This window comes from Nocardioides marinisabuli, assembly GCF_013466785.1.
GTDB lineage: Bacteria > Actinomycetota > Actinomycetes > Propionibacteriales > Nocardioidaceae > Nocardioides > Nocardioides marinisabuli.
The window spans coordinates 3,517,953-3,536,244 of the sequence record NZ_CP059163.1 but is presented as its reverse complement, the minus strand read 5'-3'; the positions used below and the strand labels follow the sequence as shown (position 1 = coordinate 3,536,244).

Annotated in this window: 21 protein-coding genes and 1 riboswitch; of the genes, 3 read left to right on the top strand and 18 right to left on the bottom strand. The window is 74.7% G+C overall.

Annotated elements, in window-relative coordinates:
- The first annotated feature begins 1 nt into the window (after window position 1).
- Together H0S66_RS16980 and H0S66_RS16975 are read left to right on the top strand one after the other, a co-directional pair.
- On the top strand, window positions 2-607 hold the full coding sequence (locus H0S66_RS16980) for a nucleoside/nucleotide kinase family protein (protein WP_179616421.1): 606 nt from the start codon (window positions 2-4) through the stop codon (window positions 605-607).
- Between the two features lie 5 nt (window positions 608-612).
- Complete coding sequence (locus tag H0S66_RS16975) at window positions 613-1,536, top strand: aldose 1-epimerase family protein (RefSeq protein WP_179616420.1); 924 nt, start codon at window positions 613-615, stop codon at window positions 1,534-1,536.
- A gap of 16 nt (window positions 1,537-1,552) precedes the next feature.
- On the opposite strand, the gene H0S66_RS16970 is transcribed toward H0S66_RS16975, so the two are convergent.
- Genes H0S66_RS16970 through H0S66_RS16960 form a run of 3 tightly spaced genes read right to left on the bottom strand, consistent with a single transcriptional unit; the run spans window position 1,553 to window position 3,163 of the window.
- The gene (locus tag H0S66_RS16970) at window positions 1,553-2,011 is read right to left on the bottom strand and encodes a PH domain-containing protein (protein ID WP_179616419.1); all 459 of its coding nucleotides are present in this window, start codon (window positions 2,009-2,011) and stop codon (window positions 1,553-1,555) included.
- Window positions 1,995-2,843, bottom strand: coding sequence for an ATP phosphoribosyltransferase (gene hisG / locus H0S66_RS16965; RefSeq protein WP_179616418.1), 849 nt, complete (start codon window positions 2,841-2,843; stop codon window positions 1,995-1,997). Before hisG ends, H0S66_RS16970 begins: the two co-directional genes overlap by 17 nt.
- Window positions 2,844-2,854: 11 nt before the next feature.
- The gene (locus H0S66_RS16960) at window positions 2,855-3,163 is read right to left on the bottom strand and encodes a phosphoribosyl-ATP diphosphatase (protein WP_218876359.1); all 309 of its coding nucleotides are present in this window, start codon (window positions 3,161-3,163) and stop codon (window positions 2,855-2,857) included.
- A 34-nt stretch (window positions 3,164-3,197) separates the two neighbouring features.
- Here H0S66_RS16960 and H0S66_RS16955 point away from each other — a divergent pair, with 34 nt between their 5' ends.
- Window positions 3,198-3,845 carry a GNAT family N-acetyltransferase gene (locus tag H0S66_RS16955; protein WP_219633583.1) on the top strand — a complete coding sequence of 216 codons (648 nt, stop codon included), beginning with the start codon at window positions 3,198-3,200 and terminating at the stop codon, window positions 3,843-3,845.
- On the opposite strand, the gene H0S66_RS16950 is transcribed toward H0S66_RS16955, so the two are convergent.
- From H0S66_RS16950 to metK, 15 genes are all read right to left on the bottom strand, one after another.
- Window positions 3,799-4,137, bottom strand: coding sequence for a hypothetical protein (locus H0S66_RS16950; RefSeq protein WP_179616416.1), 339 nt, complete (start codon window positions 4,135-4,137; stop codon window positions 3,799-3,801). The genes H0S66_RS16955 and H0S66_RS16950 overlap by 47 nt on opposite strands.
- A 165-nt stretch (window positions 4,138-4,302) precedes the next feature.
- Window positions 4,303-4,779, bottom strand: a complete 477-nt coding sequence (gene ribH / locus H0S66_RS16945; RefSeq protein ID WP_179616415.1) for a 6,7-dimethyl-8-ribityllumazine synthase — start codon at window positions 4,777-4,779, stop codon at window positions 4,303-4,305.
- Window positions 4,779-6,098 (bottom strand): bifunctional 3,4-dihydroxy-2-butanone-4-phosphate synthase/GTP cyclohydrolase II, encoded by a 1,320-nt coding sequence (locus H0S66_RS16940; protein ID WP_246305173.1) that lies wholly within the window; start codon window positions 6,096-6,098, stop codon window positions 4,779-4,781. The genes ribH and H0S66_RS16940 overlap by 1 nt, the downstream gene beginning before the upstream one ends.
- Complete coding sequence (locus H0S66_RS16935) at window positions 6,095-6,718, bottom strand: riboflavin synthase (protein ID WP_179616414.1); 624 nt, start codon at window positions 6,716-6,718, stop codon at window positions 6,095-6,097. The genes H0S66_RS16940 and H0S66_RS16935 overlap by 4 nt, the downstream gene beginning before the upstream one ends.
- Window positions 6,718-7,797 (bottom strand): bifunctional diaminohydroxyphosphoribosylaminopyrimidine deaminase/5-amino-6-(5-phosphoribosylamino)uracil reductase RibD, encoded by a 1,080-nt coding sequence (ribD, locus tag H0S66_RS16930; RefSeq protein WP_246305172.1) that lies wholly within the window; start codon window positions 7,795-7,797, stop codon window positions 6,718-6,720. The genes H0S66_RS16935 and ribD overlap by 1 nt, the downstream gene beginning before the upstream one ends.
- An 86-nt stretch (window positions 7,798-7,883) precedes the next feature.
- Window positions 7,884-8,029, bottom strand: a riboswitch (FMN riboswitch).
- Between the two features lie 76 nt (window positions 8,030-8,105).
- On the bottom strand, window positions 8,106-8,768 hold the full coding sequence (gene rpe, locus H0S66_RS16925; protein ID WP_179616413.1) for a ribulose-phosphate 3-epimerase: 663 nt from the start codon (window positions 8,766-8,768) through the stop codon (window positions 8,106-8,108).
- Window positions 8,769-8,796: 28 nt separating this feature from the next.
- On the bottom strand, window positions 8,797-9,318 hold the full coding sequence (locus H0S66_RS16920) for a nitroreductase family deazaflavin-dependent oxidoreductase (protein WP_179616412.1): 522 nt from the start codon (window positions 9,316-9,318) through the stop codon (window positions 8,797-8,799).
- Window positions 9,319-9,358: 40 nt separating this feature from the next.
- Window positions 9,359-10,966 (bottom strand): RecQ family ATP-dependent DNA helicase, encoded by a 1,608-nt coding sequence (locus tag H0S66_RS16915; protein WP_179616411.1) that lies wholly within the window; start codon window positions 10,964-10,966, stop codon window positions 9,359-9,361.
- Between the two features lie 57 nt (window positions 10,967-11,023).
- Entirely contained in the window at window positions 11,024-11,965 is a 942-nt protein-coding gene (gene ligD, locus H0S66_RS16910) for a non-homologous end-joining DNA ligase (RefSeq protein WP_179616410.1), read from the bottom strand.
- Window positions 11,966-11,975: 10 nt separating this feature from the next.
- Window positions 11,976-13,352, bottom strand: coding sequence for an RsmB/NOP family class I SAM-dependent RNA methyltransferase (locus H0S66_RS16905; RefSeq protein ID WP_179616409.1), 1,377 nt, complete (start codon window positions 13,350-13,352; stop codon window positions 11,976-11,978).
- 1 nt (window position 13,353) lies between these two features.
- Window positions 13,354-14,277 carry a methionyl-tRNA formyltransferase gene (gene fmt, locus H0S66_RS16900; RefSeq protein ID WP_179616408.1) on the bottom strand — a complete coding sequence of 308 codons (924 nt, stop codon included), beginning with the start codon at window positions 14,275-14,277 and terminating at the stop codon, window positions 13,354-13,356.
- A 16-nt stretch (window positions 14,278-14,293) separates the two neighbouring features.
- Entirely contained in the window at window positions 14,294-14,839 is a 546-nt protein-coding gene (gene def / locus H0S66_RS16895) for a peptide deformylase (protein ID WP_179616407.1), read from the bottom strand.
- A gap of 28 nt (window positions 14,840-14,867) precedes the next feature.
- Window positions 14,868-15,455, bottom strand: a complete 588-nt coding sequence (locus tag H0S66_RS20875) for a hypothetical protein (RefSeq protein ID WP_338037217.1) — start codon at window positions 15,453-15,455, stop codon at window positions 14,868-14,870.
- Window positions 15,398-16,915 carry a primosomal protein N' family DNA-binding protein gene (locus tag H0S66_RS16890; protein ID WP_338037216.1) on the bottom strand — a complete coding sequence of 506 codons (1,518 nt, stop codon included), beginning with the start codon at window positions 16,913-16,915 and terminating at the stop codon, window positions 15,398-15,400. The genes H0S66_RS20875 and H0S66_RS16890 overlap by 58 nt, the downstream gene beginning before the upstream one ends.
- A 146-nt stretch (window positions 16,916-17,061) precedes the next feature.
- Complete coding sequence (gene metK / locus H0S66_RS16885) at window positions 17,062-18,258, bottom strand: methionine adenosyltransferase (protein ID WP_179616405.1); 1,197 nt, start codon at window positions 18,256-18,258, stop codon at window positions 17,062-17,064.
- Window positions 18,259-18,292 lie beyond the last annotated feature (34 nt).

Below are 18,292 nucleotides of genomic sequence, written 5' to 3'. Positions count from 1 at the left end.
GGTGGCCCGCCTGGTCCTGGACCTGGCGACCAGCCGGCCCGCGACCCTCGGTGGCAGCGGTCTGCTGGTCTGCATCGACGGCCCCTCCGGCGCCGGCAAGTCGACGCTGGCCGAGGCCGTCGCCGACGCCGCCACCATCGAGACCCGGGTGGTGCACCTCGACGACATGTACGAGGGCTGGGACGGCCTGCCCCGGGTGCCCGACCAGCTCGAGCAGCTGCTCAGCCCGCTCGACCGGGACGCCGCGGGCAGCTACACCCGCTACGACTGGGAGGCCGGGGCGCCCGGTGAGGACGTGACGGTGGCCCCGGTGCCGCTGCTGGTCCTCGAGGGCGTCGGGGCGGGATCGGCGCGCCTCACCCCGCTGACCACCGTGCTGGTCTGGGTCGACGCCCCCACCGAGGTGCGCCGCCGCCGCGGGCTCGAGCGCGACGGCGACTCCTTCGCGCCGCACTGGGAGGCCTGGGCAGAGGCCGAGGCGCACCACTTCGAGCGCCAGGGCACCCGGGGTCGCGCCGACATCCTGGTCGACGGCACCGGTCGCCACGCGCCCCGCACCGTCGTACCCGGGAGCGAGGCGGCCCAGGCGGCCCAGCCACTAGGGTGACGCCCATGCTTGCTCCGAGCGGTGACCAGTTCGAGATCGCCGCAGGCGGCTACCGCGCGGTCGTCACCGAGAGCGGCGCCGCGCTGCGCGAGCTGTCGTACGCCGGCCGCCCGCTCGTCGACGGCTTCGGCCCCGAGGAGCGCTCCTGGGGCGGGCGCGGCCAGCTGCTGGTGCCGTGGCCCAACCGGCTCGGCGAGGGCCGCTTCGAGTTCGGCGGCCGGTCGCTGAGCCTGCCGCTGACCGACCACGAGACCCGCAACGCCACCCACGGGCTGGTGCGCTGGGCGGCCTGGAGCCTCGAGGAGCACACCCCCCACTCGGTCTCGCTGACCTACCGGTTGATGGCGCGGTCGGGGTGGCCGTGGACCCTGGACCTGCACGTGGTGCACGACCTGTCGGCCGACGGGCTGACGGTGACGATGACCGCGACCAACATGTCGGGCGAGCCGGCGCCGTACGCCGCCGGCGCGCACCCCTACCTGTGCGTGGGCGACGGGCCGGTGGACGGCCTCGAGCTGACCCTGCCGGCGGCGACCTCCCTGATCACCGACGAGCGCCTGCGACCGGTGGGCTCGGCCCCCGTCGAGGGCGGGGAGCTGGACTTCCGGGTCTCGCGGCCGCTGCGCTCGACCGTGCTCGACACCGCCTTCACCGACCTCGAGCGCGACGAGTGGGGGCGGGCGACCACGACGCTGCGCGACCCGCGCACCGGCGAGGGCGTGAGCCTGTGGGTCGACCCGGCCTGGACCCACCTGCAGCTCTACACCGCCGACGACGCCGGGCCCAGCGCCCGCCGGTCGTTGGCGGTCGAGCCGATGACGGCGCCGCCCGACGCGCTGCGCTCGGGCACCGACCTGGTGGTGCTGGCCCCCGCGGGCAGCCCCGGCGACGAGCACTCCGGCTCCTGGGGCATCCGCGCAGTCGACTGAGCGGCCGACCGAGGGGTCAGTGCGGCGGGTCGGCCGCGATGGCGCGCAGCTGCTGGACGGCCTGCTGGGCGCGGGCGCCGTCGGAGCCCTGGATGCCCATCGCCGAGACGGTGGTGCCGTCGCTGAGGTCGAGGGTCGCCCAGGGCGCCCCCGGCGGCAGCCGCACGCTCACGACCTGCTCCCAGGCCAGCTCGCGGCGCCGGAAGCCGTTGACGATCACGAGCCGCTCCCGCTCGGCGTCCACGCGCGAGCGCACCAGCGCGAAGATCGCGCCGAAGCCGAGCACCCCCAGGAAGACCAGGGTGCTGCGCTGGAAGAACGTGAAGCGCGCCCGCACGTCGGGCCCGAAGCTGATCCAGGCGGCTGCGAAGACCACGAGCAGCCCCAGGCCCAGGCCGATGCCGACGATGCGGGGGCCCAGGGGGCGGTAGGTCACCGGGAGGGCCGGCGCCCCGGGCTCAGAGGCGGCAGGCATGGATGTCGGTGAGCAGGATGCCGCGGGCCCCGATCTGCCACAGCTGGTCCATCAGGCGCTGGGCGCCCGAGCGCGGGACCATCGCCCGCACGGCGGACCAGCCCTCGCGATGCAGCGGCGCCACGGTCGGGCTCTCGATGCCGGGGGTCAGCCGCACCGCGTCGGCGACCTGGTCGGTCGGGATGTCGTAGTCCATCATCACGTAGCTGCGGGCCACCAGGACGCCCTCGATGCGGCGCTTGAGGGACTCGAAGCCCTCGGGCACGTCGCCGGAGCGGGTGATCAGCACCGCCTCGGACTCCAGGATCGTCTCGCCGAAGACCTCGAGCCCCGCCTGGCGCAGCGTGCTGCCGGTCTCCACGACGTCGGCGATCGCGTCGGCGACCCCGAGCTGGATGCTGGTCTCGACCGCGCCGTCGAGGCGGGTGACGCTCGCGTCGATGCCACGCTCCTCGAGGAAGGTGCGCACCACGCCGGTGTACGACGTGGCGATCCGCGCGCCGGCGAGGTCCTCGAGCTCGCTGAACCGGCCGGGGCGGCCCGCGAAGCGGAAGCGGCTGCGGCCGAAGCCGAGCTCGAGCGCCTCCTCGGCCTTCGCCCCGGAGTCGCGCAGGAGGTCGCGCCCGGTGATGCCGACGTCGAGGGTGCCCTCGCCGACGTACAGGGCGATGTCGCGGGGGCGCAGGTAGAAGAACTCGACGCCGTTGTCGGCGTCGGTGAGCGTGAGCTGCTTGGAGTCCTCACGCTGGCGGTAGCCGCTCTCCTTGAGGATCTCGGAGGCGGAGACGGACAGCGACCCCTTGTTGGGGACCGCTACTCGCAACAACGACATGGGGGTGCCTCTCAGAGGTGGGTGTAGACGTCGTCGAGCTCGAGACCGAGCCCGAGCATCAGGACCTGCACGTGGTAGAGCAGCTGGCTGATCTCCTCGGCCGCGCGCTCCTTGCCCTCGTGCTCGGCGGCCATCCAGGACTCGGCGGCCTCCTCGACCAGCTTCTTGCCGATCGCATGGACCCCCGCGTCGAGCTCTCGCACGGTGCCCGACCCCTCGGGACGGGTCCGGGCCTTCTCGGCCAGCTCGGTCCACAGCTCCTCGAACGTCTTCACGAGGCGCAAGCCTAGGCGGTGGGGTGCCGGCGCCCGATATCGCATCGCGCGAACGAGACCTGCACGACACCATGGCCCCGTGGACGCCGCACCTCTTGCCTCTCCCCCTCCCGCTCCCCTGACCCGTCTGACCTGGCCGCACCGCACGCCCCGGCTGCTGCTGCGGCCCGCACTGGCCGGCGACGTGGAGGCCGTGTGGGCCTACCGCCACGCGCCCGGGGTGAGCCGCTGGCTGGGCGGCGGCCAGGGTGACCTGGCCGCGTTCACCACCTGGTTCGGCCGCCCCGAACGCCTGGCCAGGACGCTTGTCGTGGAGCACCGGGGCCGCCTGGTCGGCGACCTGATGGTGCGGGTGGCGGACGGCTGGGCGCAGAGCGACGTGGCGGCAGCCGCGGCCGGCGTGCAGGCCGAGCTCGGCTGGGTGCTCGACCCGGCGTACGGCGGGCGCGGGCTGGGCACCGAGGCCGTGGCGGCGCTGCTCGACCTGTGTCTCTCCCCCGCACCCCGCGGCCTGGGCCTGCGCCGGGTCACCGCCGGCTGCTTCGCGGCCAACGAGCCGTCGTGGCGGCTGATGGAGCGGGTCGGGATGCGCCGCGAGGCGCACCTGGTGGCCGAGTCGCTGCACCGCGAGCTGGGGTGGCTCGACTCCTACGCCTACGCGCTGCTGGCCGACGAGCGGGTCAGCGGCGCCGGCCGGCCAGCCGCCACCACGTCGCCAGCAGGCTGAGGCCGACCAGCACCAGCGCCACGGCCAGCCCGACGAGGTCGAGGCCTCCCCCGCGGTCGGCACCGTCCGAGGCCAGGGCGGCCGCGCCCAGCGCGCCCGCCCCCACCCCCAGGCCGAGCGAGACCAGCCCCGCGGTGCGCAGCGGCGTACGACGCTGCCAGCGCTCGGCAGGGGTGGGCCGCGCCTGCGCCCGGTCGGCACCGCGGCCCAGCGCGCTCTCGGCCACCAGCCAGCCGAGCACGGCGAGGGCGACAGTGGCGGCCACGAGCAGTCCCGTCAGTCCCGCACTCATGGGGCCGGCCTGTCAGAGCCCGGCTGTACGCACCTGGCAGCACGGGGCCGGCCGTACGAAACTGGCGCCGGGACCACGAAGCTTCATGGTCCCGGCGCGAGTTCCATCGGGCACCCGATGAATCTCCCGCCGGGCGCACGGAACTGGCGGGCGGGAGAGGGGGCCTCAGCCGCGCAGCGAGCGCAAGGTGCGCGCGGTGTGCAGGGCGGCGGAGGTGGCCTCGTAGCCCTTGTCCTCCTTCGAGCCCTGCAGCCCGGCGCGGTCGAGCGCCTGCTGGTCGTCGTCGCAGGTCAGCACACCGAAGCCGACGGGCACGGTGTGGTCGAGCGCGACCCGGCCCAGGCCGTCGGTGGCGGCGTTGCAGACGTAGTCGAAGTGCGGGGTCCCGCCGCGGATGACGACGCCCAGGGCGATGACGGCGTCGTAGCCCTGCTCGGCCAGCGCCGAGGCGACGACCGGCAGCTCGAAGGTGCCGGGCACCCGCACGACCTCGAGGTCGCGCACCGAGAAGTCGTCGGCGGCGCGCTGCGCACCGGCGAGCAGCCCGTCCATGACCTCGGTGTGCCAGGACGCCGCGACGACGGCGACGCGCAGGTCGCTGCAGTCGACGGGCTCGGCGGTGGGGGCTCCGTGTCCGCTCATCAGACGGCTCCGTTCGTGGCAGGGTCGACAACGGGGTCGACAGCGGGGTCGACGGCTGGGTCGACAGCGGCGTCGACGAGGTCGGGCAGCACGTGGCCCATCCGGTCGCGCTTGGTCAGCAGGTAGGCCAGGTTGTGGTCGTTGGGGTGCGGGGTGAGCGGCACCCGCTCGGCCACCGGCACCCCGAAGTCCTCGAGGCTGCTGACCTTGTCGGGGTTGTTGGTCATCAACCGCACCGAGCGCACCCCGAGGTCGCGCAGGATCTGGGTGGCGGTGCCGTAGTGGCGCGCGTCGGCGGGCAGGCCCAGGTCGAGGTTCGCGTCGACGGTGTCGCGGCCGCCGTCCTGGAGCTGGTAGGCCTGCAGCTTGCCGAGCAGGCCGATGCCGCGGCCCTCGTGGCCGCGCAGGTAGACCACGACGCCGCGGCCCTCGGCCACGACCCGCTCCAGCGCCTCGTCGAGCTGGGGGCCGCAGTCGCAGCGGTCGGAGCCGAGCACGTCGCCGGTCAGGCACTCCGAGTGCACCCGGGTCAGCACCGGCTCGTCGGTGGCCAGGTCGGCGGGGTCGCCGTGCACCAGGGCGACGTGCTCGGAGCCGTCGACGGTGATCCGGTAGCCGTAGGCGGTGAAGTCGCCGTGGCGGGTGGGCAGCCGGGTGACCGCGGCGCGCTCCACGAGCGTCTCGTGGCGGCGGCGGTAGCGCACCAGGTCCTCGATCGAGATCATCGCCAGGCCGTGCTCGTCGGCGAACTCGCGCAGCTCGACGGCGCGCTTCATGGTGCCGTCGTCGTTGACGACCTCGACCAGCACGCCGGCCGGGGTCAGCCCGGCGAGGCGGGCCAGGTCGACCGCGGCCTCGGTGTGGCCGCGGCGCACCAGCACGCCGCCCTCGCGGTAGCGCAGCGGGAAGACGTGGCCGGGCCGGGTGATCTCCCACGGCTCGGTCGCGGAGTCGGCCAGCACCCGCGCGGTGTGCGCCCGGTCGGCGGCCGAGATGCCGGTGGAGACGCCGTCGCGGGCGTCGACCGAGATCGTGTACGCCGTGCGCAGCTTGTCCTTGTTGTGCGGGGTCATCAGCGGGATCTCGAGCCGGTCGAGCATGTCGGCGGGCATCGGCACGCAGATCACGCCGCTGGAGTGGCGGATGGTGAAGGCCATCAGCTCGGGGGTCGCCTTGGAGGCGGCGAAGATGATGTCGCCCTCGTTCTCGCGGTCCTCGTCGTCGACGACCACGACCGCCTTGCCGGCGGCGATGTCGGCGACCGCGCGCTCGACGCTGTCGAGGCGGATGCGCTGCAGCGTGGGGTTCTGCTCGGTCATGCGTCCTGCTCCTTCTGCTGGCCGCTGGACAGCTGTGCTGCCAGCAGCTTCTCGACGTGCTTGGCGAGGATGTCGACCTCGAGGTTGACCCGGGCGCCGGGCTCGCGGCGGCCCAGGGTGGTGCGGGCGAGGGTCTCGGGGATGAGGCTGATGGTGAAGCTGGCGGGCCCGGCCTCCACGACGGTGAGGCTGACGCCGTCGACGGTGATCGAGCCCTTGTCGACCAGGTAGCGCGCCAGCGCCGGCGGCAGGGAGATCTCGACGACCTCCCAGTGCTCGCTGGGCTCGCGGCGCAGCACCTCGCCGACACCGTCGACGTGGCCCTGCACGATGTGGCCGCCCAGGCGCTTCTCGGCGGTGACGGCGCGCTCGAGGTTGACCGGGTCGCCGGCGCGCAGGCCACCCAGCGAGGTCTTGTCGAGCGACTCCTTCATCACGTCGGCGGTCCAGGCCGCCCCGTCGGTGGAGACGACGGTCAGGCAGCAGCCGTTGACGGCGATCGAGTCGCCGAGCCCGGTGCCCTCGAGCACCTCGCTGGCGGTGATGGTGAGTCGGATGGCGTCGGTGAGGTCGTCGATCGCGGCGACCGTGCCGAGCTCCTCGACGATGCCGGTGAACATCAGGCGTCTCCTGCTGCGGGGGTGCGGACGGGTGGCACGAGCGTGAACCGGACGTCGGGCTGCTCGCCCGCCACGACCGGCTCCAGGACGGCGACGTCGAGCACCTCGGGGCGCCAGGCGTCGGTGATGGTGGTGATACCGAGGTCGGCGACCGCGCTGCGACCGGCGCCGAGCAGGAACGGGGCGACGTAGGCGACGACCTCGTCGACCAGTCCGGCGGCCACGAAGGCGGCGGCCAGCGTCGGGCCGCCCTCGAGGAACACGTGGCGACGCTCGCGGGCGGCCAGCTCGGCCAGCGCCTCGTGCGGGTCGCGGGTGCGCAGGTGCAGGCTCGGGGACGCGATCCCGTCGACGGGGGCGAGCACCCGGGCCGCCGGGTCGAGGTCGCGCTCCCCCATCACCACGCGCAGCGGCTGGCGCGCCAGGGGACGGTCCTCGGCGTCGCGCACGGTCAGCAGCGGGTCGTCGACCGCGACTGTGCCGGTGCCGACCAGCATCGTGTCGGCCAGCGCCCGCAGCCGGTGGGTGTCGCGGCGCGAGGCGGTGCCGCTGACCCAGCGGCTGGTCCCGTCGGCCGCGGCGCTGCGCCCGTCGATGGTCGTGGCCAGCTTCCAGGTCACGAAGGGACGCCCGTGCTCGACGGCGAAGGTCCAGACCCGGTTCAGCTCACGGGCCTCGGCCTCCAGCAGCCCCGTCGCCACCTCGATGCCGGCGGCGCGCAGGGTCGCGGCCCCGCCCGCGGCGAGCGGGTTGGGGTCGCGCTGGGCCAGCACCACGCGGCGTACGCCGGCGGCGACGAGGGCCTCGGCGCACGGGCCGGTGCGCCCGGTGTGGTTGCAGGGCTCGAGGGTGACCACGGCGGTGGCGCCGCGCGCCTCGGCGCCGGCACGGGACAGGGCGTCGACCTCGGCGTGCGGGGTGCCGGCGCCGCGGTGGGCGCCCTCGGCGACCACGCGGCCGTCGGGGGCCAGGAGCACGCAGCCGACCCGCGGGTTGGGGTGGAGGGGCGCGTCGGGGCCCGCAGCCAGCACGAGCGCGCGACGCATCGCGTCGTGCTCGTGGCTGCTGGTGCCGGCCATGTCCGCCGCCCTTCTCGGTCCGTCGCGGACCCCGGGGCTGACTGCGGACCCTCGCCGCGCGCGGAGCGTCGGCGGATGAGCCTGCTGTGCGTGCACTTCCCATCCGGACTTTGACCGTCGGTCCAGGACTCACACCTGGTCAACCGGTCACTGGCGGTGACCGGGTCGCGGACTTCCGGCCTCTCGGCCAGTCACCGCCGGCTCGGATTTTCACCGACCCCAGAGCACGCGAGCAATGTTCACTCGTCCATGGCAGTCTCCCACACGCCGTCGGCCGCCCGGGAGTGAGACCCACCACACGGGACGGATCAGGGCGCGGCGTCGGCGGCCGCGGCCCGCAGCTTCTCGACCATCGCGTCGGGGTCGTCGGCGGAGTAGACGGCCGAACCGGCCACGAAGACGTCAGCACCGGCCTCGGCGCACCGCTCGATCGTCTCGAGCGAGACGCCGCCGTCGACCTGCAGCCAGGTCTCGACGCCGTGCTTGTCCATCAGCGCACGGGCCCGGCGGATCTTGGGCAGCACCAGGTCGAGGAACTTCTGGCCGCCGAAGCCGGGCTCGACGGTCATCAGCAGCAGCATGTCGAGCTCGGGCAGCAGGTCCTCGTAGGGCTCCACCGGCGTCGCGGGCTTCAGCGCCATGCTGGCCCGGCCGCCCGCCGAGCGGATCTCCCGGGCCAGCCGCACCGGCGCCGCGGCGGCCTCGACGTGGAAGGTGACCGACGCGCAGCCCGCCTCGACGTACGTCGGGGCGTGCCGGTCGGGGTCGTTGATCATCAGGTGCGCGTCGAGCGGGGTGTCGGTCGAGCGCGCGATCGCCTCGACCATGGTCGGGCCGAAGGTCAGGTTCGGCACGAAGTGGTTGTCCATCACGTCGACGTGCACGAAGTCGGCGCTGGGGATGCGGGCCACCTCCGCCCCGAGGTTCGCGAAGTCGGCGTTGAGGATGCTCGGAGTGATCTGGATGCCCACGAGGCCGCATCCTCTCAGACCGCCCCGCTCAACCGGCGGCCCGCTCCAGCACGAAGACCCGCAGGCGCCGGTGGCCCAGCCGCGACTGGTAGCGCCGGTAGCCGACGTAGAGCTCCTCGGAGCGCCGCAGCACCTGCTCGGCCTCCTCCTCGTCGGCCGGGCGGGCCACCACGTCGACCTGCGCGCCGCGGTAGGCGACGACGGCGCGCGGATCGGCCTCGAGGTTGTGCACCCACGCCGGGGTGTCGTGCTGGCCGAAGTTGGTGCCGAGCAGCGCGAGGGTGTCGCCGTACGGGATGCCGATCAGGTGCGTGCGGCGGGGCAGCCCCGAGCGCCGCCCGGTGGTGGTCACCTGCACCACCGGCAGCCCGGCCAGCAGCCCGGGCACGGTGTGCCGCCCGCCGGAGAGCCGCAGCACCAGAGAGTCGAGGTGCGGCAGGGTGCGCGCGAAGACCCAGGCGCCGGGACGCGAGGCCACCAGGGCCTGCAGGGCCCGCTGCACGGGGTTGGCGGGGCGGAACTCGTAGGAGAGGTCGGCGGCGAGGCTCACGGTGGGCTCCGGTCTGTGGTCGGGCCTCCATGGTGTCGCCTCAGCCCGCCGGCGTCAGCAGCTCCTCCTGCTCCACCAGCGCCAGCGCCAGGGTCCGGTAGCCGACCTCGTCGAAGAGCACGGTGAGCCGGTCGGCCTCGAGGTCGCTGACGACCCCGGTGCCGAACTCGGGGTGCACCACCCGCTGCTGCAGCTCGTACGGCGAGTCCGCGGGCGCCTCGTCGACGTCCGCGCGACCGTCGAGGCAGGTGTCGCAGCGCCCGCAGCGCTCGTCGAGCGAGGCGCCGAGGTAGGCCAGCAGCTGCTCCTCGCGGCAGCGCGAGGTCTCGGCGTACGCGCGCATCATCTCGACCCGCGACTTCTCCAGGCTGCGGTGCGCCTCGGCGAACTCGATCACCGCTTCGGCGCCCTCACCACGCCCGGTCTCGGCGGCCAGGCCGGCCAGGTTGCGGATCCGCTGGATCTTGCGGCGGCTCAGCCCGGTCTCCTCCGAGGCGGTGGCGACGTCGAGGTCGACGTCGAGCGCCAGCACCCGGCGCACCTCTCCCCGCTTGGGGACCGAGGGCGCGAAGAACCGGCCCAGCGCGTGGTCCTCGGGCCGGTGCACCAGCGTGGCCAGCGCCTCCTCGCCGTCACGACCGGCGCGGCCGGCCTCCTGGTAGTAGGTGTCGGGCGACTCGGGGGCCTGCGCGTGCACCACCCACCGCACGTCGGGCTTGTCGATGCCCATCCCGAAGGCCGAGGTGGCGACGACGACGTCGAGATCCCCGGCGAGGAACGCCTCGTGGGTCTCGGCGCGGCGTCGTTGCGAGAGCCCCGCGTGGTACGCCGCCACCCGGCGCCCGCGGGCAGCCAGCAGCTCGGCGTACTCCTCGGTGGCCGGGCGGGTGCGGCAGTAGACGATGCCGCAGCCGGGCGCCTCGGCGGCCTCGAGCACCGCGCCCTGCTGGGCGGCGGCGTCGGCGACCGGGACGACCCGGAAGGACAGGTTCTCGCGGGCGAAGTCGGTGACCACGGTGCGGGGCTCGCGCAGGTGCAGCCGCTCGGTGATGTCCTCGCGCACCGGCGGCGCGGCGGTGGCGGTCATCGCGACCACCCGCGGCCGGGCCGGGCGTTCGCCGAGGTCGTCGATGAGCTCGCCGAGCCGGAAGAAGTCGGGACGGAAGTCGTGGCCCCAGGCGGACACGCAGTGCGCCTCGTCGACGGCGACCAGGCCAGGGCGGGCGGCCGCGAGCCGGTGCCGCACCTCGTCGACGGCCAGCTGCTCGGGCGAGAGGAAGACGAAGTCCAGCTCGCCCTCCTCGACCGCCACCAGCACCTCCTCGCGCTCCTTGCCGGTCTCCGCCGAGCTGAGCCGCGCGGCGCGCACCCCCGCCTCGAGCAGCCCGCCGACCTGGTCCTGCTGCAGCGCGATCAGGGGTGAGACGACCACGCAGAAACCGTCGAGCAGCAGCCCGGGCACCTGGTAGGTCAGTGACTTCCCGGCTCCGGTCGGGGCGATGAGCAGCACGTCGTGGCCCTCGAGCAGCGAGGTCGAGGCCTCGGCCTGCCCGGGCCGCAGCTCGTCGCGGCCGAACACCTCGCTGGCGGTGCGGCGCACCCGGTCGAGGGCGGGGCGGGCGGCGGCGGTCTTCCGGGAGGCACTCACTCCCCCTCTCTGCCCCGCGCGGGGCCGCCCCGATCAACCCCTGGGGGTGAAACCGCGTCAGTCGTCGTCGACGGGCAGGTCGTCGCGGTCGGCCCACTCCAGCAGCGGGGCGATGTCGAAGGGGTGCTCGTCGATCGCCTCGTGCAGGTCACCGAGCTCGGCGAAGCGCTGCGGCACGGTCGCGATGGTGAGGTCGCGCGGGTCCGCGTCGTCGACCTCGTCCCAGCGCAGCGGTGTGGAGACGCGCGCGTCGGGCAGCCCGCGCACCGAGTACGCCGCCGCGATCGTGTGGTCGCGGGCGTTCTGGTTGTAGTCGACGAAGACCGCCGCCGGGTCGCGGTCCTTGGTCCACCAGGTGGTGGTGACCTCGTCGCTGCGCCGCTCGACCTCGCGCGCGAAGGCCAGGGCCGCGCGGCGCACCTCGGTGAAGCCGTGCGCGGGCGGGACGCGCACGTAGACGTGCAGGCCCTTGCTGCCGCTGGTCTTGGGGAACCCGACCGCGCCCAGCTCGTCGAGCACCTCGTGCACCACGTGCGCGACGCGCTGCACGGTGGCGTAGTCGCACTCCGGGCCGGGGTCGAGGTCGATGCGCCACTCGTCGGGCTTCTCGGTGTCGCCGCGGCGGCTGTTCCAGGGGTGGAACTCCACCGTCGACATCTGCACCGCCCAGATCACCGGCGCCAGCCCGGTCACGCACAGCTCGTCGGCGGTGCGGTCCCAGCGCGGGAAGTGCAGCTCGACGGTCTCCACCCAGTCGGGCGCGCCCTTCGGCAGCCGCTTCTGGTGCACCTTGGGGCCCGCCAGCCCCTTCGGGAAGCGGTGCAGCATGCACGGGCGCTCCCACAGCGCGTTGACGATGCCGGGGCCGACGGCCAGGTAGTACTCGACGAGGTCGAGCTTGGTGGCGCCGGTCTCGGGGAAGTAGACCCGTTCGGGGTTGCTGACCCGCACGACCTTGTCGTCGACCTCGATCTCGACGGCGGGCGAGGAGGAGGCCATGGCCGCGAGACTAGTCGCCGGCGGGCTCACCCGCGCGGCGCAGCACCGCCATGAACATCGCGTCGGTGCGGTGCCGGTGCGGCCACAGCTGCACGGTGCCGGGCAGCGGTCCGGCGCTGGTGGGCACCTGGACGTGCTGGGGCGCCAGGTCGACCAGCTGCGCGCCGGGCTGCTGCTCGAGGGTCGCGGCCACGACGTCCCGGGTCTCGGCCAGCACCGGGGAGCAGGTGGCGTAGAGCACCACTCCCCCGGGCCGCACCAGGTCCAGGGCCGAGGCCAGCAGCCGGCGCTGCAGGTCGACGAGGACGGTGAGGTCGTCGGGGCTGCGCCGCCACCGCGACTCCGGGCGGCGTCGCAGCGCCCCGAGACCGGTGCAGGGCGCGTCGACCAGCACCCGGTCGAACGACCCCGGCTCCAGCGGCGGACGGGTGCCGTCGGCGGTGACCACGCCGCGTACGCCGTCGGCGCCGGCGAGCGCGCGGCGGACCAGCTCGGCGCGGTGCGGCTGGCGCTCCACGGCCAGGAGGTCGGCGCCGCGGCCGGCGGCCAGCGCGGCCAGCAGGGCGCTCTTGCCGCCGGGGCCGGCGCACAGGTCGAGCCAGTGCTCGTCGCGGCCTTCGAGCGGGGCGTCGGCGAGGGCGACCGCGACGAGCTGGGAGCCCTCGTCCTGCACGCCCGCTCGGCCCTCGGCCACCGCCGGCACCTGGCCGGGGTCCCCGGAGCCGAGCACCACGCCGTGCGGCGAGTACGGCGTGGGCTCGCCGGGCAGCTCCTCGCGGTTGCTGCGCCCGGGGCGCGCCACCAGGGTCACGGCGGGCGCGACGTTGTCGGCGGCCAACAGGTCGGCCACCTCGTCACCGGCACCGACGCCCTCCAGCGCCGCTCCCAGCGCCTCCACGACCCACGCGGGATGGCTGTGCACCAGCGCGTCGTGGCCGACCGGGTCGGCGTCGCGCGCGGGCGCCAGCTCGGCGAACCAGGCCTCGAGGTCGCGCTGCGAGACCTTGCGCAGCACCGCGTTGGCGAAGCCGCCGGCGCCGGGGCCGACCTCGGAGCGCACCAGGTCGACGGTGGTGGCGATCGCGGCGTGCTGCGGCACCCGCATCGCCAGCAGCTGGTGGGCGCCCAGGCGCAGCGCGTCGAGCACCTTGGCCTCGACCTTGCGCAGCGGGCGGTCGGTGCACGCGTCGAGCACCGCGTCGTACGTCGCCAGCCGGCGCAGCGTGCCCGAGGCCAGCTCGGTCGCGAAGGCCGCGTCGCGCCCGGTCAGCCGGTGCTTGCGCAGCAGCGAGGGCAGCACCAGGTTGGTGTAGGCGTCGTGGACGCGCACCGCCTTGAGCACCTCGAAGGCGACCGTGCGGGCCGGGTCGACCCGGGAGCGCCCCACGTCAGTCGCCGAGACGCGTGCCGCTGGTCAGCCGGGCGCCGCGCGCCCAGTCGGCCGCCGCCATCTGCTTCTTGCCGAACGCCTTGACGTCGCCGAGCCGCACCGCCTGGGTGCCGGTGCCCACGACCACGTCGTTCTTGCCGACCGCGATCTCGCCCGCGGGCAGGCTGCCCTCGACGAGGGTGACGGGGCCGATCTTGATCCGCTCGCCCTCGAAGAGCGACCAGGCGCCGGGGAACGGCGTGCAGGCGCGGATCCGCCGGTCGACGGCCACGGCCGGCTCGCTCCAGTCGACGCGCGCGTCGTCGACGAGGATCTTGGGCGCCATCGAGACGCCGTCCTCGGGCTGCTCGCGTGCCACCAGGGAGCCGTCCTCGATGCCGTCGAGGGTCTGCACCAGCAGGCCGGCCCCGCCCTCGGCGAGGCGGGTCAGCAGGTCGCCGGCGGTGTCGTGCTCGCGGATGCGCTCGGTCATCACACCGAAGGTGGGGCCGGCGTCCATGGCCTTGACGATGCGGAAGGTGGTGGCGCCGGTGACCTCGTCGCCGGCCCAGATGGAGTGCTGCACCGGGGCGGCGCCGCGCCAGGCCGGCAGGCACGAGAAGTGCAGGTTGACCCAGCCGTGCTCGGGGATGTCGAGCGCCGACTGCGGCAGCAGGGCGCCGTACGCCACGACGGGGCAGCAGTCGGGCCGCAGGGCCCGCAGCGCCTCCTGGAACTCCGGCTCGCGGGGGTGCTCGGGCTTGAGGACGGGGACACCGAGCTCCTCGGCGCGCTGCGCCACGGGGCTGGCCACGAGCCTGCGGCCGCGCCCGGCCGGAGCGTCGGGACGGGTGACGACCCCGACCAGCTCGTGGTCGGAGGCGACGATCGCGTCCAGGGCGGGCAGGGCGACCTCGGGGGTGCCGGCGAAGACGACGCGCATCAGGTGGTCTCTCTCCTCACAGGCCCAGCCCGCGCGTGGCGTGCGGGCTGAGCTTGACGGTGGGCTTCTCGAGGCCGAACCACTCCGACTCGCGGATCTCGCGCATCGCGGCCTTGCGGGCCGCGGTGTCGAGCCGGTCGATGAAGAGGATGCCGTCGAGGTGGTCGGTCTCGTGCTGGATGGCGCGGGCGAGCAGCTCGGAGCCCTCGATCGTCACCGGTTCGCCGTGCATGTCCTGGCCCTTGGCGACCACGCGCAGGGCGCGCTTGGTGTCGAAGACCAGGTCGGGCAGCGACAGGCAGCCCTCGGGGCCGTCCTGCTCCTCCTCCGACAGGTCGAGCACGGGGTTGACCAGGTGGCCCAGCTCGCCGTCGACCCACCAGGTGAAGACCCGCAGCCCGACCCCGATCTGGGGTGCGGCCAGGCCCGAGCCCGGGGCCTCGCGCATGGTGTCGGTCAGGTCCTCGACGAGCCTGCGCAGCTCGCGGTCGAAGTCGACGACCTCGACGGCCGGCTTGCGCAGGACGGGGTCGCCGAACAGGCGGATCGGCTGGGTGGGCATGGCCAGCATCCTAGGAGCCCGGGCCGGGTCACAGGCTCGGCGGGTCGACCTGGATCCGCACCGGGTCGAGCTTGCGCGAGGAGCGCATCCGCTGCAGGTCGCCCAGGGCGCGCGACAGCGCGTGCCCCTGGACCCGCGGCACCCGCACCACCACCCGGCTGCGGCCCTCGTCGTCGGGAAGCTCGACCGGGCCCAGCACCTCGGCGGGCTCGGGCACCTCGAGCAGCACCAGTGCGTCGTCGACGGCGCCCGGCTCGCCGGTGATGGTGGCCAGCCGCGAGGCCGGCGGCAGGTGGGCCTCGGCCCGGCTGTCGGCCTCCCGGGCGGCGAAGCCGCCCATGTCCCAGCGCACCAGCGCCTGCACCGGGGCCAGGGCGGCGTCGGCGACCACCATCGCCCGGCCACCGGGCCGCACCAGACCGACGGCGTTGGCCCAGCGGCGCAGCGCCTCCTCGTCGGTGCGCAGGTCGGGGCGCGCCAGCAGCAGCCAGGCGTCGAGCAGCACCACGGCGGCGTACCCGCCCTCGGCCACGGGCTCGGCGCCGGGGGTCGCGACCACTATCGCGGGCTCCGCGTCGACCCGGGCCAGCACGCCGTCGCGCGCGGAGGTGCGCACCCGCACCGACGGGAACGCGCGACCGAGCTCCTCGGCGGTGCGCGCCTCGCCCAGGACCGGCGCCCGCAGGCCGCGGTGGCCGCACTCGGAGCAGGCCCAGGTGGCCGCCTCGGTGCCGCACCAGCGGCACGAGGGCGGGGTGGTCGGCGAGGGCAGGCGCAGCGGGCCGGAGCACGTCGTGCAGCGCGCCGGGGTGCGGCAGCGCTCGCAGGCCAGGGACGCGACGTAGCCCTGGCGCGGGTTCTGCACCAGCACCGGGCCCTCGGGCAGGGCCGAGCGCAGCAGGTCGAGGACCTGGCGTGGCAGCCGGCTGGTGCGGGCCCGGGGTCGCGCACGAGGTCGAAGTCGGTGGCCCCGGCGACCTCGACCCGGGCTGCGGCCCGCACCCGCTCGCGCGGGGCGACGAGCTCGTGGGCCCAGCCGCTGCGCAGCAGGTGGTCGGCCTCGACGCTGCGGGCGAAGCCACCGACCAGGGCGGCCGCCCCGGCCAGCTCGGCGCGCAGCAGCAGGGTCTCGCGGGTGTGGCAGTAGGGGGCGCGCGGCTCGGCGTGCAGGTCGTCGCCGTCGTCCCAGACCACCACCAGGGACAGGTCGGCGACCGGGGCGAAGGCCGCGGCCCGGGTGCCGACGGCGATGCGGCGGTGGCCGCGGGCCAGCTGCAGGAAGGAGCGGTAGCGCGCAGCGGGGCCGAGGTCGGCGGTGAGCACGGCGTGCTCGGGCCGCTCGCCGGCCAGCGAGGTCAGCGCGGCGTCGACCCGCTCGACGTCCTTGCCGTCGGGCAGGCACACCACCACGCCCCCCGGGGCGCTGAGCGCGGCGTGGGCCACGATCAGCGGCCAGTCGGCGCCCGGCGGCGGGTTCCACACCGCCCGCGGGGCGCCGCCGTCGCGCAGGTGGCCCAACCAGGCCGCGGCGTGGGCATGCTCGGCCCACGCGGCCCGGGCGTCGTCGAGCGGGTGCGCCGGCGCCGGCGGCGGCGTGGCCACCTCGGCCTTCTCGGTGGTGGCGTGCCGCGGCGGCACCGCGAGGCGCAGCACGTCGGCGCGGCTGCCGGCGTACCGCTCGGCGACGGCCGCGGTGAGCGCGGCCACCTCGGGGGTGAGTACCGGTTCGGCGCTGACCACCCGGCGCAGCGGCAGCAGGGCGCCGGTGTGCTCGCTGGTCGCGGCCCGCTCGACCAGGAAGCCGTCGGTCTCCTTGCCGGCGAAGCGCACCTTGACCCGCGCCCCCGGCACCGCGTCGTCGGCCATCGAGGCCGGCACCGAGAAGTCGAAGGGCCGGTCGAGGTGGGCCAGCGGCACGTCGACCAGCACCCGCGCCACCGGCAGCTCGGCAGCGGTCTCGGCCTGCGCCGCCTTGCGCTCCCGGGTGGCCCGGGCCTTGGCCTGCGACTCCTTGAGGGTGGCGCGCACCAGCCCGGGCAGCAGCTCGGGCTGGGCATCCTCGGGGCGGGCGGGCATGGGTGTTGTCTAGCAGCCGCCGCCGACGCCGGAGCGGGCAGCACCGAGCGCCGTGCTGGACGGGCGAGTCGCTCACTTGTCAGGTGTTGCAACCCCTGACAAGTGCATGAGTCCCCGGTCGACCGGGGACTCATGCACAGGCGGCCTCAGGCGCCGACGGCCGCCTTCAGCGCGTCGGCACGGTCGGTGCGCTCCCAGGTGAAGTCGGGCAGCTCGCGGCCGAAGTGGCCGTAGGCGGCGCTCTGGGCGTAGATCGGGCGCAGCAGGTCGAGGGCGTCGATGATCGCGGCGGGGCGCAGGTCGAAGACGTCGAGGACGGCCTTCTGGATGACGTCGTCGGCCACGGTGCCGGTGCCGAAGGTCTCGACGAAGACACCGACGGGCTGGGCCTTGCCGATGGCGTAGGCGACCTGGACCTCGCAGCGGCGGGCCAGGCCCGCGGCGACGACGTTCTTGGCCACCCAGCGCATCGCGTAGGCCGCGGAGCGGTCGACCTTCGAGGGGTCCTTGCCCGAGAAGGCGCCGCCGCCGTGGCGGGCCATGCCGCCGTAGGTGTCGACGATGATCTTGCGGCCGGTCAGGCCGGCGTCGCCCATCGGGCCGCCGACCACGAAGCGCCCGGTGGGGTTGACCAGCAGGCGGTAGCCCTCGCTGGGGATGTCGAAGGAGGCCAGCACCGGGTCGATGACGTGCTTCTTGATGTCGGGCTGGAGCATCGTCTCGAGGTCGACGTCCTCGGCGTGCTGGGTCGAGAGCACGACGGTGTCGATGCGCACCGGCTTGTTGTCCTCGTCGTACTCGACGGTGACCTGGGTCTTGCCGTCGGGGCGCAGGTAGGCCAGCGTGCCGTCCTTGCGCACCGCCGAGAGCTTCTCCGAGAGCGTCTGCGCGATCTTGATCGGCAGCGGCATCAGCTCGGGGGTGTCGTCGCAGGCGTAGCCGAACATCAGGCCCTGGTCGCCGGCGCCCTGCTTGTCCATCGCGTCGACCGAGGACTCCAGGCGCGACTCGTAGCCGGTGTCGACGCCCTGGGCGATGTCGCCCGACTGGCCGCCGATGGCGACCATCACGCCGCAGGTGGTGCCGTCGAAGCCCTTGTCGGAGTGGTCGTAGCCGATGTCGAGGATGCGCTGGCGCACGATCGACTTGATGTCGACGTAGCCGGTGGTCGCGACCTCGCCGGCCACGACGACCAGGCCGGTGGTCAGCAGGGTCTCCACGGCCACCCGGCTGTGCGGGTCCTGGCGCAGCATCTCGTCGAGGACGGCGTCGCTGATCTGGTCGGCGATCTTGTCGGGGTGACCCTCGGTCACCGACTCGGAGGTGAACAGGCGTCCGGACATCTCGGCTCCTCGTGTGCGGTACCCCAACCGGTCA

Bases quoted from the DNA above. Each gene is read 5' to 3' on its own strand.
- hisG (WP_179616418.1), bottom strand. From the start codon at position 2,843: ATGTCGTTGTTGCGAGTAGCGGTCCCCAACAAGGGGTCGCTGTCCGTC.
- ribD (WP_246305172.1), bottom strand. From the start codon at position 7,797: ATGGCCGGCACCAGCAGCCACGAGCACGACGCGATGCGTCGCGCGCTC.
- H0S66_RS16970 (WP_179616419.1), bottom strand. From the start codon at position 2,011: ATGCCTGCCGCCTCTGAGCCCGGGGCGCCGGCCCTCCCGGTGACCTAC.
- H0S66_RS16950 (WP_179616416.1), bottom strand. From the start codon at position 4,137: ATGAGTGCGGGACTGACGGGACTGCTCGTGGCCGCCACTGTCGCCCTC.
- ligD (WP_179616410.1), bottom strand. From the start codon at position 11,965: ATGGCCTCCTCCTCGCCCGCCGTCGAGATCGAGGTCGACGACAAGGTC.
- metK (WP_179616405.1), bottom strand. From the start codon at position 18,258: ATGTCCGGACGCCTGTTCACCTCCGAGTCGGTGACCGAGGGTCACCCC.
- H0S66_RS16960 (WP_218876359.1), bottom strand. From the start codon at position 3,163: ATGCGATATCGGGCGCCGGCACCCCACCGCCTAGGCTTGCGCCTCGTG.
- H0S66_RS16940 (WP_246305173.1), bottom strand. From the start codon at position 6,098: ATGACCGAGCAGAACCCCACGCTGCAGCGCATCCGCCTCGACAGCGTC.
- H0S66_RS16890 (WP_338037216.1), bottom strand. From the start codon at position 16,915: ATGCCCGCCCGCCCCGAGGATGCCCAGCCCGAGCTGCTGCCCGGGCTG.
- ribH (WP_179616415.1), bottom strand. From the start codon at position 4,779: ATGAGCGGACACGGAGCCCCCACCGCCGAGCCCGTCGACTGCAGCGAC.
- H0S66_RS16935 (WP_179616414.1), bottom strand. From the start codon at position 6,718: ATGTTCACCGGCATCGTCGAGGAGCTCGGCACGGTCGCCGCGATCGAC.
- fmt (WP_179616408.1), bottom strand. From the start codon at position 14,277: ATGCGCGTCGTCTTCGCCGGCACCCCCGAGGTCGCCCTGCCCGCCCTG.
- def (WP_179616407.1), bottom strand. From the start codon at position 14,839: ATGCCCACCCAGCCGATCCGCCTGTTCGGCGACCCCGTCCTGCGCAAG.
- H0S66_RS16975 (WP_179616420.1), top strand. From the start codon at position 613: ATGCTTGCTCCGAGCGGTGACCAGTTCGAGATCGCCGCAGGCGGCTAC.